This is a genomic window from Bifidobacterium sp. FKU (assembly GCF_026016385.1).
Lineage (GTDB): Bacteria > Actinomycetota > Actinomycetes > Actinomycetales > Bifidobacteriaceae > Bifidobacterium > Bifidobacterium infantis.
On record NZ_CP092888.1, the window covers coordinates 1,882,187 to 1,897,017 of the forward strand.

The window sequence follows — 14,831 nt, forward strand, 5'->3', positions numbered from 1 at the left end:
TTCAGGCCTTGTGGGACGGGCCGGCCGGTGAGGCCGGTGAGACTGGTGCGATAGGAGCGGTGTCTGCCGCAGCACCATCCGTCACGCCGGTATCTGTCTTATCATCCTTGCCTTCGGACCAATCATCCCAGTCCTCATCAATATCGTTCTTCTTGGCCTTCTGCTTGCGCCTGCGACGCACGAGCAGCACAATCACCACGATAATGACCACGGCGATCACGACGATGACCACATACACCAGCACCGGCAATCCCTGATTGGCGCTCTGGTCCATGTTCGGATCGGCCGTGCCGGAATTATCCATCGGCTGCATATCAGTTACGGGTATGGTGAGCGGGAATTCCTTGGTTTTGGTCTGTCCGTCGGAATCCTCGTACGTGACTTTGAGCGTGGTCTTCAGCTCGCCTGACGCGTGCGGCGTGAAGGCGTACCCGATCGTGCCGGTGGCGCCGGAAGCCACATTGCCCACGTACTGGGTTTTCATCGTGGCATCGAAACCTTCGCCCTCCATCGTGGCCTCGACGTTGGCGATATCGCCTTTGCCCTTGTTCACATATTCCATCGTGACCGTGTTTTCCTGGCCGGCGATCACCTGGTCGGGCACTACGGGATCACTGATTTCGAACCGGTCAGGCTGGCTGATCGGCACGGAAATCTTGACGTCGGACTGGCTTGAGGAGCGGGCGCCGGCGTCCACATATTCGTACCGGAAGTTCACGGTCACGGGCTGCGCGCCGCTTTTCGCGGAGGCGAGCGCCTGCATGGGCACGGTCTGCGTCATCGCGTACCCGGCCCACAGCGCGTCGACGTAGAACGTGTTCGTGCCGCCCGCGATGGCGAATCCCTCCGCGCCGTCCACGGTGACGACCATGTTCGTCACCGCCACCTGTCCCTTGTTCTGGAAGGTGAAGTCGAGGTTGAATTTGGATCCGGCGGCCACGGAATCACCGCCATACGCGAAGTTGGTGATGATGATGTTGGGCACCGGTCCGGCGAGCGGCGTGGCGCCGCCGTCGCTTCCCTGCGCGGCGCCTCCCGCGTCCGTGCCATCGACCGCATACGCCTGGCGCGGCAGGGAGACGACGGTGAGCGTCAGCGCGAGTGAGGACAGCAACGCCACGATGATGGCGATGGTGCGGCGGGTGAGATGCTTCATCGGTCTGCTCCTTGCATGCCTTGGCTGGATGGTGTGGATGATGCGGATGATGCGGATGGGCGGGGAGGAGGGGATCCGGCACCGAGGAGCCGGTCGCCGGTGATGCGCCCATCGAGCAAGGTGACGATGCGATCGGCGTATGAGGCCATCTGCGGATCATGGGTGACCAGCACGATGGTCTGGTTGAAGTCATGGGCAAATGCGCAGATCATCGTCATGACCTCGGTTTTGGTTCTGGAGTCGAGGTTGCCGGTCGGCTCATCGGCGAACACCACCTCGGGCTTGGTCACAAACGCCCGGGCGATGCCGACGCGCTGCTGTTGGCCGCCCGACATCTGGCGCGGGTAATGGCTGAGACGATGGCCGAGCCCGACTCGTTTGAGTACGCCACGCGCCGCACGTTCGCGCTGTTCCTTGGGCACGCCGTGGAACATCAGCGGCATTGCCACGTTTTCCAGCGCGGTCAGATTGGGTAGCAGGTTGTACGACTGGAACACGAATCCGAGATGCTTTTGGCGGAAGGCCGCCAATTCGCGTTCGTCGAGCCTGCTGACGGGCACACCGCCGATGCGCACGCCGCCGCGCGTCGGTTTTTCCATGCCGGCCAACTGGTTGAGCAGCGTGGATTTGCCGGAGCCGGACTCGCCGAAAATGCAGCAGATCTGGCCTTGCGGGATACTGAGATTGACACGGTCAAGCGCCACCACCGTCTCATCCTCGACGGGGTATTCCTTGCGTAGGTTTCTTACCTCGATGATTGCTCGCGGCACGGGCCCTTCTTCCTTCGTTCGTCGCCATTGGCGGACGCGCGATAGCTGGTTATTATCCAGCACATCTCAAATCAGAGTATAGCCGTTATGCAGGAGCCGCACCCCTTAAGGGTGTTCCCGGATGGCAGTGATAAGCATATAACCGCTGAGCTCGAGGTCGACGGTTCAGGCTCCAGACGGACCCAGACCGGCATAATGCCCAAAAGCCCCTGGCCCCCACAAACGATGAGGGACCAAGGGCTTATTACATCGTGACCCCGGACGGGCTCGAACCGTCGACCTTGAGATTAGAAGTCACATGCTCTATCCAGCTGAGCTACGGGGCCAAACTCATGTAAGTCTAGCCGTAGGGGTGTAAAACACCTCGGCGTAACGTCGGCTTGCACCGGTACCATCGGCGATATGGGGACAACGGAGAGCAACATAGATCACACCGTATCGGGCCAGACCGTCGCAGGCGATAGTGGTGAGCTCACTTTCACATACGCACAGGGTCGTTTTGCCAGTGAAGGCAGGGATTGGGAAAGCCCGGTTGTGACCAACATGACTGCATCCGTCTCTGCCGATGCCGGTAATGCCCTCGCCGGCAGCATCATCAACACCGGCTCCAACAACACTTTCACCAGCACCACCGAATCGTCGCTTGCCACCCTGCTGTCCGACCAATGCCCGTTCGTTATCAAGGCCACCATTTTCGAGGGCAATGGCAAAAACGCCATTCGCGAACGTCACACATTCACCGGCTCGGTGCTGCGCCAGCTCGACCAAGCCAGCGCCCTGCTGAACGGCATCAACGAATCCGGCCAACACCCGGCCATAGCCCTGCGCGAAGCATTGGTCAACGCACTGGAACATCGCGATTACACGTACTCCGGCCCCACACTGATCAATATCTTCGATTCCCGCTTGGAGATCGTGTCGCTCGGCGGCCTGACCGATGGTTTGGAAATCAACGATCTACTCAACGGCGTATGCCAGCCACGCACCCCGCGTTTGGCTGAATTGTTCGCCGATCTGGGCCTCTGCGAGAACTGCGGTACCGGCATTCAACGCATTATGGACGCCTACGCGCAGAGCGCGGTCAGTCCGCAACTGCGCGTGGGCCCCACTTCGGTGGCAATGGTGCTGCCCATCCCGGTATCGGCCGAGGCCGCATCCTCGCATCAAACCGATACCGATGCTTCCGCCGCGCCCAGCACCACTGACGAGGCGCAGCGCGCCAAAATGTACTCATTCCCCACGATTCAGCGCATGACGGATAACGCCGCAGATGCTTTGGCCGGCGCACGCATCATCGGCTGCGCACCATTGCAGACACTGATTCTCGGCAGCGGATTCGGCGAGCGCCCGGACGGTGACGATCAGGTCAGTACCCGCCCGCTCGATACGGCAACGCTGGAACCGTCGCCTCAAACGTTGGAGCAGTTCACGCTCAATTTCCTCGCGTTCCGCGGCGTGAAGCTCAGCCGTAAAACCATGCAGAAAGCGCTTGGTCTGAACAAGGATCAGATGACGCAGCTCTTGGACCAGCTGGAGTTGAGCGGCAAGATCGAACGTCATACACACGCCAAGTCCACTACGTATTCGCTGGCACATGCCTCAGGACGGTAGCGACCAGGGCGACAACGACCAAATCGTCAACAACCCAAGCAGCAACGACCAGAGCAATACAGCCCAAGGCTCGATAAAGCAGCAGCTCAGTTCTCGAATACGCGATCGCGAATCATGCGACCGGATTCGTCGAGCGCGGTGGAGAACCGGCCGTAGTCGGACAGAATCACGCCCATGTACAGCATGTCCACGAGCGCGGTATCGGCCACGCACGAAAAAATCGCATTGCCATAAATCGTATGCGAGTCACGACCCGTCAGCAACGTCACGTCGGCCCAGCTGGCCAGCGGCGCGCCGATGGCATTGGTAATGGCGATGGTTTTCGCACCATGCGATTTCGCCAATCGCAACGCTTTGACCGTATCCGCCGAACTGCCCGAATGAGAGAAGGCGACGGCCACAGCGCCGTGGGTCAGGTGCCCGGCACCGATCTGCTGCAGGTAAGCGTCAGTATTGAGACGGCACGTCAGTCCCAGGTAGCCGAGCTTGGTGAACAGATCCATCGCCGGTGTCAACGAGTTCTCCACGCCGAAAATGTCGATGAACTCCGATTCGGCGAGTAGGGCGACCGCCTTGCGATAGGCCTTGGGGTCCAACGCACTGTGCAGCTCATCGATCAGCGCCTTCGCGCCATCGGCCGCTTTGCTGGGAATCTCATCCTCGCCATCCCACGGATTCAGATCGAATCCATCCAACGGATTGAAGGTCACTTTGTGCTCGGCGGCCGGATGGCGCAACACGTACCGCAGTTCACGGTAACCGCCGAAGCCGAGCTTGCGGGCGAACCGAATCACCGTCGGCTGGCTGACGTGGGCGATGTCGGCCATCTGACCGACGGTCAGGTCGGCCGCCTCCTCGATATGATCCCGAATATACTGGGCCACGGCGCGCTCCGCCGGACGCAGCGACGGATACACGTGGTCGATGCGCTCGCGTATTCCCACCGAGGACTGCACAGCCACGCTCCTAGTCGCCCGTATTTTCCATTCCCGTTTCGAGGGTACCGGCTGTATACCGGCGAACAGTCGACTTGGATTGACCGCAACATGAACGGTGAGCGAACTCTTCCGTTTACCTTTCCGCTCCATGCCCTCTACAATCGAAACCATGGTGCGGATTAGCGTGGGAAGCCCCACCCATCACACAAGCGGGCGGCTGTACGGCGTGTTCCTCGAGGACATCAACCATGGTGCGGATGGCGGGCTGAACGCCAACATGGTGAACAACTACAGTTTTGACGGCGTCTATCTCGACCATCACACGTGGCGTATGGCCGGCGCCGAACGATGGCGTACACAGGCCGATTCCCTGCGTTTCTGGGATTTCATCAACTGTTCCGCCGCCAGCCTCGGCAGTGAGATACGCGGGATTCACGGCCAGCGGGTGACCACCGACTGTCCCGCCCCGCCAATTCACGCACATAGCCGATACGCTCGCATCACGTCCGATGTTCCTCCCGAAACCGGCCCTGCATATCTGGAAAACCTCGGCTATAACGGAGGCGGCGACAACGGGGGCGAGCCCGCGTTCTCCATCGTCGCCGACCACACCTATTCCGTCAGTCTCGCGGTACGTCCGGTTCATGGGCGGGCCGAGCTGTCCGTCGGCGTGGTCGATAGGTATGGCCTGCCGCTCACCAGTATCACTCGATTGTCGTATATCGTGGACTCCGATCCGCTTGACGGTACGGAAGAGACCGGTCTGAGGCAGGACGATGGGGCCGATGCGCAGGATTCCGGCGTTTCGATCAGTCCGGATTCGTCGGATGATGCCATCGTCATCGGTCGTGACGGCTGGTACCGGTTCAACGCCGACGTAACCGGTCTGAACACCGATTACGGCAAGCTGCGTATCACCATTGACGCCGGCGAACGCACCACGTTCGATCTTGATCTGGTGCAGTTCATGGATGCGGACTATTGGGGCGCGGGCGACCCGAAATGGCGTTACGGCAAGCTGCGCCGCGATTTGGTGGAGACCATTCAGGCGTTGCATCCAGCGTTTCTGCGATTCCCCGGCGGCTGCATCGTCGAAGGTGTGACGCCCGGCAATGAATATCGCTGGAAGGATACCGTCGGCTCTCTGGCCGCGCGACGCCAACAGTATTCGATGTGGTCGTTCAAGATGCCGGATGGTTCCAGCTATTCGCAGAGCTACCAGATCGGTTTCTACGAATATTTCTGCCTGTGCGAGGACCTCAAGGCCAAGCCGCTGCCTACCCTGTTCGCCGGCATCGCATGCCAGTCGCCCGGCCGCGATCCGCGCCACATGGATATCAATTCGGCAACCTTCCGCAACAATGTTATTCAGGACTACCTGGACCTTATCGAATTCGCGAATGGCGATCCGGAGTCCAGCTCGTGGGCCGCGGTCCGGCGTGATATGGGCCATCCAGAACCGTTCGGCCTGGACATGATCGGCGTGGGCAACGAAAACTTCGGGGCTGACTACGTGGCCAAGTTTGACATGATCAGCGAGGCCATTCACGAACGATACCCGGATATGCTGTGTGTGATGAGCGCCGGACTGTTCCCCTTCCAGCCGGCGATGAAGCGCATCTGGGACCATGCGCGAGCGTTGGCCGCAACCGATTCCGGGGCACATGATTCCGCCACCAGTGACGCGATTATCGTCGACGAGCATTCCTACCACTCCCCCGAATGGTTTGCATCACAAGCGTCACGATTCGATACTTACCCGCGTTGCGGCGCCGGCGTCTATTTCGGCGAATATTCAGCCAACGGCTATTTTGCCGGCCAACCACAGACCGAACAAGGCGCGAACACGTGGAAGTCGGCACTTGGCGAGGCCGCGTTCCTGACCGGTTGCGAGCGCAATTCCGACGTGGTGCGCATGACCTCCTATGCGCCGCTGCTCGCGCATATCCCGGCTAAGGGGTGGGCGCAGAATCTTATCGAATTCAATCCGGCGCATGTGAACCCCACGGTGAATTATGAGGTGGAGCGGCTGTTTTCCACGCATCTGGGCGACACGACGTATGCCGTATCCATCAAGCAGACCGCGTCACGCCCCACCAAACATCTGTATGTCAGCGCCACCGGGCATGACGGGGATGACGCCTGCCGTTACATCAAAATCGTCAATACCTCCGATTCCCCGGTGGATGTGACGTTGGAAATCGCGCGCGGACTGGCCGGGCTGGGCACCTCGCTATCGCGACCGGTGCGTTTGGAGGTGACGACGTTAAGCGCCAGTCCGATGGCGAAGACCACTATCGGATACCGCGGCGAGGCTTCGGGGGCGATTGTGCCGGAACGTCAGGCTTACACATTGCCGTCGCCGTCTTCATTGCTGGCGATGAAGATCAAGCCGTACAGCGTCACGCTGGTGGTTTCGCGCTGATTGGCATCGGCCATTAGGCCGATTCCTTTGCCGTTAGAATCACCCTCAAGGATGAGGAGAATCGTACAGATTCAGGGAATAATAGGGGCTATCCCCCATAGCGAATACAAGCGCGGGAGGGCAGGATGGAAACCACGGCGGCCAGAAGACCGCCGGCCAACGATGAAGGGGTGTGCGGTATGTTTATCAATCTGTTCCGCAGGCAGCGCCCTGCGCTCGCCCGGCTGGCCCGCAACTCCAACGCCTATCGTCAGCCGATGGTTGCGGCCGTATCATCGTCCGCAGTCGGCGTATCCAGCATCACCTCTGCATCCACCACAGCCAACACAGACGGCGTATCCGGCGTATCCACGCTGGATGCCACCATCGGCCGCATTCATGACATCCCGCAGTCGGCCATGAGCCGACTGACCGGCTCCCCCACCGTATACGCGCGGTAGACCACCCCAGTCGGCTTCGCCGACATCCCCCGTCAGCGGGGGCAGAGATGGCACAGTCGGCTTCGCCGACAGCCCCCGCCAGCGGGGACAGAGATGGCTGGGCTCAGAAACTCGGCTCGATAATCCAGCTCAAGGTCAGCAATACGGCCAAAAACAGTACGTTCACGGCGGAGTAGAAGGCCAGATACCGGCCTTTCTTGTTACCGATGAAGATGAAGAACATGCAGAAGGTGAGCGGCAGTCCCCAATCCACGTATTTGAATACGCGCCGATCGGCGAACAGGAACACGACGACCACGTGGTCTGCCCCGTTCGCCCGACAACGCTATGCGCATGCCACAGCGAACTGATGATGGCTTCCTCGCTTATTCATTCGTCGAATGCACCCATCGATGTGGGTATGTAGCCACCAAAAAAACTCGACAACCGCAATGAGCCAGTCACTTGGCTACATCTGTGCTATCGTCTCGCCAATGATTCGAATGCCGGTATCAATGTCAGCAGCATCCGGGCGCACAAAGTTGAGACGGATGTGGGAATCATCCATTTCGTCAACGTCGAACACGCTGCCCGGCATGAACGTGACGCCTTGGGAACGGCAGGATTCCAATACATCCAGAGAGCGCACGCCGTCCGGTAAGGAAACCCAAATATAGTAGCCGCCTGCAGGCACGGTCCAATACACTTCATCCGGCGCATACCGCTCCAATGCTGCGATTGCTGCATCTCGTCGAATGCGGTAAGCCTTAATCAAACCGCGCAAATGTTCGGCGACACGGCCTTCTTTAAGCAGTTCCAGGCAGATGCGCTGCGATGACGTGCTCGTATGCTGGTCGACCATGCGCCGCAGAGCCGCCAGCCGGTTGATCACATGCGGGTCGGCCACAACCCATCCCGTGCGCAGGCCCGAAGTGACGGTTTTCGAGAACGTCGACAAATACATCACGTATCCCGCATTCTCCATGCCCTTAAGCGGTATGGGGCGATGTGCGTCGGATGATCCCCCGCCGTACCACAAATCGCCGTAAGCATCGTCTTCCACGATCAGACACTGATAGCGCCGCGCCACGTCGATGAGTTCACTGCGTCGTTCGGGCGGCAGCGTGGTACCGGTGGGGTTTTGGAACGTCGGGACGGTGTAGATGAGCTTGGGCCGGAATCGCGCGCAATAGCCGTCCAACAGGTCTGTACGCATACCGTGCTCGTCCACTGGAACGCCGATGATGCGCGCATCCGCCGAGCGGAAGGTCTGCAATGCCGGGAAGAACGTGGATTGTTCGACCAGCACGCAGTCGCCGGGGTTGATGAACGCGCGCACGATGAGGTCGATGCCCTGCTCGGAGCCGGAGAGCACCATCACGTTGCGGACGCCGCATTGTACGCCTCGTGTGCGCATATGTTCGGCAAGTAGCGCACGCAACTCTTCGAATCCCTCGATAGGTGATTCCGGTTGGCCGTCGAATTCCCGCGATTCGAACGCCTCGATGCTCACCTTGCGCAACAAATCGTCCGGGATATCCGCCGGGTTCGGCGAACCGGTGGCGAAGTCAATAATGGTGTCGCCGCGCTGCGCCCGCTCGGCCGAGGCGATGTCATGGTAGGTAAACCGGTTGGAATAATCAGAGAACAACACCGACCATGGCGGACGCACAACGCTCGGTTTCGGCTCCTCGTCAATCGGCTTATGTCTCACTACAGGAATCCGGGCAGTCTCAGTATGCTGCAACGGCAGCACGAACGTGCCTTTGCCGACTTTGGAGGCGATAAGACCTTCGTCCTTGAGCTGCTGATACGCCTGCAACACCGTGGTGCGATTGACTTCGAGATGTGAGGACAGCTCGCGTTCGGGAGGCAGGCGGTAGCCCTCGGCCATCGCGCCGGAGACGATCTGTTCACGCAGCCCGGCAGCCAGCTGCCGGTACATCGGCACCTTGCTGCGTCGATTCAGCTCAAGCTGCATGGCAGATCGTCTCCTTGATTCGTCAGTCGGATACCAGTCTAGCGGCAGACGAATCGACTACAGCGACAGGAAGAGCTCGTGGATGCGGGTATCGTCCGTGAGTTCCGGGTGGAAGGCGGTGGCCAGGATATTGCCTTGACGCAAGCCCACCACGTGGCCATCGACTTCGGTTTCGACCGTGGCCTCAGGGCCGACCGACACCACGTACGGTCCGCGGATGAATACCAGTGGGAAGTCCGTGATACGCTGCGGATCATCCGCTGCACCAAAATCGGCAGTGGCCTGGAAACTACCGAGCTGACGACCATAGGCGTTGCGGCGTACGACGGCGTCGAGCGCGCCAAAGTAGACATTGTCGTCATTGTCGAGCTTTTTAGCCAGCAGAATCATGCCGGCGCAAGTGCCGAATACCGGTTTTCCTGCCTTGATGTGGACGGCGATCGGCTCGAACAGTCCGGTCGAATGCAGGAGCTTGCCCTGTGTAGTGGATTCTCCGCCGGGTAGAATCACGCGGTCGATGGATTCATCGAAATCCTCGGTCGCGCGCAGCAGTTTCCACGGCGCACCGAGCTTGTCCAGCACCGCCGCATGTTCGGCGAATGCGCCTTGTACGGCCAGGATGCCGGTCACGCCGTGCTTGGCGTTTTCGGCGTCCTCGGACTCTTCTTTGGAAATATATTCAACAGCTACAACCATGTTGTCTCCTTGGGCCTTGACTCCCGCTGGCGGGAGCGTCACCTTTTCTTGGCTCCCCTCAAAGAGGGGAGCCAAGGTGATGCACTCACTCGCCGCGAGCGGCCATGATGGTCTGAATCTCGTCCTCGTTGATGCCGACCATGGCTTCGCCGAGGTTTTCGGACAGCTTGGCGAGCAGATCGGCGTCCTGCCAGTTGGCGGTGGCCTTGACGATGGCGGCGGCGCGCTTGGCCGGGTCGCCGGACTTGAAGATGCCGGAACCCACGAACACGCCCTCGGCGCCGAGCTCCATCATCAGGGCGGCGTCAGCCGGGGTGGCCACGCCACCGGCGGCGAAGTTCACGACGGGCAGACGGCCGTTGTCGTGCACGTACTTGGCCAGATCATACGGCACGGCCAGCTGCTTGGCGGCCTCGTACACCTCGTCGTCGCGCAGGCCGACGAGCTCGCGGATCTGCTTGTTCATGGTGCGCATATGACGCACGGCCTGAATCACGTCGCCGGTGCCGGGCTCGCCCTTGGTGCGAATCATGGCAGCACCCTCGGCGATGCGGCGCAGCGCCTCGCCCAGGTTCTTCGCGCCGCACACGAACGGCACGTCGAACTGGTTCTTGTCGATGTGGTACACGTCGTCGGCCGGGGAAAGCACTTCGGATTCGTCGATGTAGTCGATTTCGATGGCCTGCAGAATGCGGGCTTCGGCGATGTGGCCGATGCGCACCTTGGCCATGACCGGAATCGAGACAGCTTCCTGAATGCCCTTGATCATGGCCGGGTCGCTCATGCGGGAGACGCCACCGGCGGCGCGAATGTCAGCGGGAATGCGCTCCAGCGCCATCACCGCACACGCGCCGGCGTCCTGCGCGATTTTCGCCTGTTCGGGCGTGGTGACGTCCATGATCACGCCACCCTTGAGCATCTGGGCCAGATTACGGTTGAGTTCCGCACGATTCTGCGTCATGAGTTTCCCTTCGTTTCGACGCTGCTTGGTATCGCGCTTCATTATTGAACGAATCGGATTGGCCCCACCCAGACCAGTCCAATTTGGATGGGGCCAATCCGCAACTTCTGCACCCATCCAATCCGGCAACCGGTTGTATGGCCTTATGCATCCGGCACGTATTCGAAGATGCGCGCAATCAGTGGGAGGTATTAGCCGACGGTGTTGCCGTAGATTTGGGCTTGGAGGTCTTTACGGGCGGTTTCCATGCGGGTGATCTGGCCGAGGAGGGTTATCTTCTCTTCGCCGTCGGGCAGCTGGGCCATGCGGCGTTTGGCCAAGCCGATCTGGCGCATGAAGCCCATGTCCAGTAGCCGGGTGAGCAGTTCGGTGGCATAGCGCTGCTCTTCCGGCGTGGCAGGGCGTAGCTGCACGGCGGCCGCACCACCGCCGACTCCCCCGGGCGCGTTCGACTGCGGAGGTTGTGCGCCATTACCACCGTCGTCGCCAGGCAGTGGCAACGGCATGACGGCCAGCTCGTTGATCACCTGATTGAGCATCGGCCCGCCGGCCTTGGTGAGGTTGTGCATCCACAGCCCCTGCGGGGTATCGTCGGATGGCAGTCCGCCAGCGGCCGCGATCGCCTGAAACAGGGTGCGGAACACCGAAGTCATGAAATGCTCGATGGTCAGCTGCCCGAACATGGTGCGGTCGATGGCGCGCGGCACCTGAATCAACACGGCCATGAACTGCTGTTCGGCGATGAACACGGCGTCGTCGATCTTGAAATATGCCTGTTCGGCGGCGTCACGGCGCTCCAAAGCCTTGCGCGTGGCCGGATTGGCGTACGGGTTGGTGCCGGGTTCCACACGCGGCTCGTCACGCTCGAATCGACGTTTGGGCGCATAGGCGTCCTCATCGCGCACGTGCATCTGCCGGCGCGCGTTCATCACCTCGCGGCGCATCACCTCAAGGTCCACGCCGATACGGCCCGCGGACTTGCGCGCGTAAGCGTCCCACAGGGAGCGGTCGCGAATCTGCGCCACCAGCGGGGCCACGGCTTTCATCGCACCCACCTGTCCCGGGGTGTAGGTCAGGTCGAACCGGCCGATGGCGGCGTCGATCACGAAATCATACAACGGTTTGGCGCGGGCGATCAGCGAGCGCACCGCCTCGTTGCCCCGTTCGATGCGCAGGTCGCACGGGTCAAGATTGTCGTCGGCCACGGCCACGAAGGTTTGGGAGAGGAAGGCCGAATCAAGGCCGAAGGCATGCAGCGCGGCCTTCTGGCCGGCGGCGTCACCGTCGAACGTGAACACAATACGCGAGCTCAATGGCTGGTCCTTGACCTTCAGCGGCCCGACCAGCTGGACCGCGCCCAGCGAATCGTCGGCGATCAGGCGGCGCACGATCTTGGCGTGCTCGGCGCCGAACGCCGTGCCGCACGTGGCGATGGCGGTGTCGATGCCGGCCAAGTGCATGGCCATCACGTCCGTATAGCCTTCGACGATCACGACCTGCCGCTTCTTGACGATGGCGGATTTCGCCAAATCGATGCCGTAAAGCACCTGGGTTTTGCGGTAGAGCTGCGTGTCCGGCGTGTTGATGTATTTGGCGGCGATCTGGTCGTCTTCGTATAATTTGCGCGCACCGAAGCCGAGCGTGCGGCCGGTCGAATCGCGGATGGGCCACGTCACGCGGCCACGGAAATAGTCATAGATGCCGCGCTGGCCTTGACGGGCCAAGCCCGCGTCGAGGATTTCCTTCTGCGTGAAGCCCTTGGAGGCCAAGTGGCGCACAAGATTATCCCAACCTTGGGGCGCGTAGCCGCAACCGAAACGTTCGCAATCAGCTTGGGAGAAGTTGCGGCCTCCGAGCAGCTTGCGGGCGGGCAGCGCTTCCTTGGTCAGGATCTGGGAGACGAAGAAGCGCTGGGCTTCCTCGCAGGCTTCCAGCAGTCGCGTGCGCTTGGAGCCGGTGTTCTCACGGCTCGGGCCGTTGTCGCTGTTCTCGTAGTGCAGCTCGATATGGTACTTGTCGGCGAGCAGTTCCACGGCTTCGCGGAAATCGATGTTTTCGGATTGTTCGACGTATTTGAATACGTCGCCACCCAAGCCACAGCCGAAGCAGTGCCACACGCCGAGCGAGGGACGCACGTTGAAGCTGCCGGTTTTCTCGTCGTGGAACGGGCACAGGCCCACGAAGGTGCCGGTGCCGGAGGGCTTAAGCGTTACGGTCGCAGATACAATGTCATACAGGTCCGCGGCGGCGCGCACCTTCTCGACATCTTCTTTCTTAATCATTCCGACCATAAGTCTCTAGAGTACCGCCTCACCTGAGACACAGTAAATTTTTGCCGTTGGACACCAGTTCTTCTGGGTTCTACTCCCCTCAGACTCAGCGAGGCCCCTTCCAAGAAGTGAACCCGCAGGGCGGAGTATCGCACCCGCCTGACACAGCCTCAGCACAAGATGGAGTGCAGGGCCAGGGCGGAGTTGTCGGTCAGGCTTGCGACCTGATCGATGGCGACGCGCAGGCGCTCGTCGTCGTTGGTGGATTCGTTCCAATCGGCCAGGAACTGGCTTTCCAAAGCGTCGGAGGGGAGCGGCGAATCGGCCATAAGCACATCGACCAAATCCGATACGATCTTGAGCTCCTCCTGATGGAATGGCTCGCGCTCGCGAGGCGCCATGACGAAGTACACGGCGATGCCCTTCAACGCCACGATCTCGTAATTCGTGTCCTCGGGAATCACGATGTTCGAGGAATACCGGGTCAACGGCCCGGGCCCATACGTGTCGCGCGTGGCGGTTTCCACCGACCAGCAGAAGCGGCCGATCAAATCGGACGTAATGTTCTTGAGCTGCGCCAACGATTCGCGCGAACCATTGAAATGTGCAGGGAACAAATGCTCTCGACGCAATCGCATGAACGCGGCCAGCAGCTTGTCGGCATCCCACTTCGCCCCATACCATGCGCGCGTCTGCTCGATGATGTGGTCCAGCATCTTCGGATCGGCGAGCACAATCGGATCGAACGCGCCGGTGGCGATGGAATCCTCGACATCATGCACGGAGTAGGCGACATCATCCGAAAGGTCCATGATCTGGCATTCCATGGGCTTGGTGGCCTGGGGAGCGCCGATTTTGAGCCAGCGGAACACCGGCTCATCATCCGGGTAGACGCAGAACTTCTTCGACCGCTCCCCCTTGGGGTGTTGGTCGGCTTCGGCCAAGGTCCACGGGTATTTGACGGCCGCATCCAAGGCCGCACGGGTCAGGTTCACGCCGGCCGAACGCCCGTCCGGGTGAAAGATCTTGGGTTCGAGCCGGGTCAGGATACGCATGGTCTGCGCGTTGCCCTCGAAGCCGCCGATATTGCTGGCAATGTCGGCGAGCGCACGCTCCCCGTTGTGCCCGAACGGCGGGTGACCAAGGTCATGGGCCAGACAGGCGCAGTCGACCACGTCCGGATCGCAGCCGAGCAATGCGCCGATTTGGCGACCGATCTGGGCGACTTCCAGCGTATGCGTCAGTCGGGTGCGGGCGAAATCGTCGGTACCGGCAATCAGAATCTGGCTTTTCGCGCCCAAACGCCGCAAAGCGGACGAATGAATCAGTCGCGCGCGATCGCGTTCGAAAGCCGTGCGCGACTTGGATTTGGGCGGCTCGGGTGCCCATCGCTCCTCGTCGAAGGCGCTGTAGCCCTCATCGCTCATCACCTGTTCCCCATCCAACGTTGTTTCCATATGCCAAGCATAGGCACACATATCGGCCGTAGTAATCCCGACTTCCCGAATATGTGCCACTGACGTCAACTCAACGGCACATATTCGGGAGATTGGGGCCGATTTCCCGAATATGTGACGCTCAGCACATGTCAGTGGTACATATTC

Annotated in this window: 11 protein-coding genes, 1 tRNA gene and 1 pseudogene; 3 read left to right on the plus strand and 10 right to left on the minus strand. The window is 60.6% G+C overall.

Translation table 11 applies throughout. The annotated features are described in order from the left end of the window. Position 1 precedes the first annotated feature (1 nt). The 3 genes from MMB48_RS08625 to MMB48_RS08635 all read right to left on the minus strand — a co-directional run bounded on the left by MMB48_RS08625 (position 2) and on the right by MMB48_RS08635 (position 2,252). Positions 2–1,156: a COG1361 S-layer family protein gene (locus tag MMB48_RS08625; RefSeq protein ID WP_032744470.1), complete on the minus strand. Its 1,155-nt coding sequence runs from the start codon at positions 1,154–1,156 to the stop codon at positions 2–4. Then, a complete protein-coding gene (locus MMB48_RS08630; RefSeq protein ID WP_032744471.1) occupies positions 1,153–1,926 on the minus strand; it encodes an ABC transporter ATP-binding protein in 774 nt (257 codons plus the stop codon). Before MMB48_RS08630 ends, MMB48_RS08625 begins: the two co-directional genes overlap by 4 nt. Positions 1,927–2,178: 252 nt before the next feature. After that, positions 2,179–2,252, minus strand: a tRNA-Arg gene (locus MMB48_RS08635). A gap of 76 nt (positions 2,253–2,328) precedes the next feature. Here MMB48_RS08635 and MMB48_RS08640 point away from each other — a divergent pair. Beyond that, the gene (locus tag MMB48_RS08640) at positions 2,329–3,537 is read left to right on the plus strand and encodes an ATP-binding protein (RefSeq protein ID WP_032744472.1); all 1,209 of its coding nucleotides are present in this window, start codon (positions 2,329–2,331) and stop codon (positions 3,535–3,537) included. An 86-nt stretch (positions 3,538–3,623) separates the two neighbouring features. On the opposite strand, the gene MMB48_RS08645 is transcribed toward MMB48_RS08640, so the two are convergent. Continuing rightward, on the minus strand, positions 3,624–4,493 hold the full coding sequence (locus MMB48_RS08645; RefSeq protein WP_012578262.1) for a MurR/RpiR family transcriptional regulator: 870 nt from the start codon (positions 4,491–4,493) through the stop codon (positions 3,624–3,626). A gap of 208 nt (positions 4,494–4,701) precedes the next feature. Between MMB48_RS08645 and MMB48_RS08650 the strand changes: the two genes are divergently transcribed. Further along, entirely contained in the window at positions 4,702–6,900 is a 2,199-nt protein-coding gene (locus MMB48_RS08650; RefSeq protein ID WP_032744473.1) for an alpha-L-arabinofuranosidase C-terminal domain-containing protein, read from the plus strand. A gap of 179 nt (positions 6,901–7,079) precedes the next feature. Further along, entirely contained in the window at positions 7,080–7,340 is a 261-nt protein-coding gene (locus tag MMB48_RS08655) for a hypothetical protein (RefSeq protein WP_013140385.1), read from the plus strand. Positions 7,341–7,443: 103 nt separating this feature from the next. Here MMB48_RS08655 and MMB48_RS08660 read toward each other — a convergent pair. The 6 genes and pseudogenes from MMB48_RS08660 to MMB48_RS08685 form a co-directional block, all read right to left on the minus strand. Next, positions 7,444–7,638 (minus strand): annotated as a pseudogene (locus tag MMB48_RS08660) (hypothetical protein); the annotation flags it as partial. A gap of 150 nt (positions 7,639–7,788) precedes the next feature. Beyond that, on the minus strand, positions 7,789–9,300 hold the full coding sequence (locus MMB48_RS08665) for a PLP-dependent aminotransferase family protein (protein ID WP_032744475.1): 1,512 nt from the start codon (positions 9,298–9,300) through the stop codon (positions 7,789–7,791). A 57-nt stretch (positions 9,301–9,357) separates the two neighbouring features. Continuing rightward, the gene (gene pdxT, locus MMB48_RS08670; RefSeq protein WP_032744476.1) at positions 9,358–9,996 is read right to left on the minus strand and encodes a pyridoxal 5'-phosphate synthase glutaminase subunit PdxT; all 639 of its coding nucleotides are present in this window, start codon (positions 9,994–9,996) and stop codon (positions 9,358–9,360) included. An 85-nt stretch (positions 9,997–10,081) separates the two neighbouring features. Continuing rightward, positions 10,082–10,957 carry a pyridoxal 5'-phosphate synthase lyase subunit PdxS gene (pdxS, locus tag MMB48_RS08675; RefSeq protein WP_007053677.1) on the minus strand — a complete coding sequence of 292 codons (876 nt, stop codon included), beginning with the start codon at positions 10,955–10,957 and terminating at the stop codon, positions 10,082–10,084. A 191-nt stretch (positions 10,958–11,148) separates the two neighbouring features. Further along, positions 11,149–13,248: a DNA primase gene (gene dnaG / locus MMB48_RS08680; RefSeq protein WP_032744477.1), complete on the minus strand. Its 2,100-nt coding sequence runs from the start codon at positions 13,246–13,248 to the stop codon at positions 11,149–11,151. 149 nt (positions 13,249–13,397) lie between these two features. After that, entirely contained in the window at positions 13,398–14,684 is a 1,287-nt protein-coding gene (locus MMB48_RS08685) for a deoxyguanosinetriphosphate triphosphohydrolase (protein WP_032744478.1), read from the minus strand. Positions 14,685–14,831: the final 147 nt, after the last annotated feature.

Bases quoted from the DNA above. Each gene is read 5' to 3' on its own strand.
- MMB48_RS08685 (WP_032744478.1), bottom strand. From the start codon at position 14,684: ATGGAAACAACGTTGGATGGGGAACAGGTGATGAGCGATGAGGGCTAC.
- MMB48_RS08665 (WP_032744475.1), bottom strand. From the start codon at position 9,300: ATGCAGCTTGAGCTGAATCGACGCAGCAAGGTGCCGATGTACCGGCAG.
- pdxT (WP_032744476.1), bottom strand. From the start codon at position 9,996: ATGGTTGTAGCTGTTGAATATATTTCCAAAGAAGAGTCCGAGGACGCC.
- dnaG (WP_032744477.1), bottom strand. From the start codon at position 13,248: ATGGTCGGAATGATTAAGAAAGAAGATGTCGAGAAGGTGCGCGCCGCC.
- MMB48_RS08640 (WP_032744472.1), top strand. From the start codon at position 2,329: ATGGGGACAACGGAGAGCAACATAGATCACACCGTATCGGGCCAGACC.
- MMB48_RS08655 (WP_013140385.1), top strand. From the start codon at position 7,080: ATGTTTATCAATCTGTTCCGCAGGCAGCGCCCTGCGCTCGCCCGGCTG.
- MMB48_RS08625 (WP_032744470.1), bottom strand. From the start codon at position 1,156: ATGAAGCATCTCACCCGCCGCACCATCGCCATCATCGTGGCGTTGCTG.
- pdxS (WP_007053677.1), bottom strand. From the start codon at position 10,957: ATGACGCAGAATCGTGCGGAACTCAACCGTAATCTGGCCCAGATGCTC.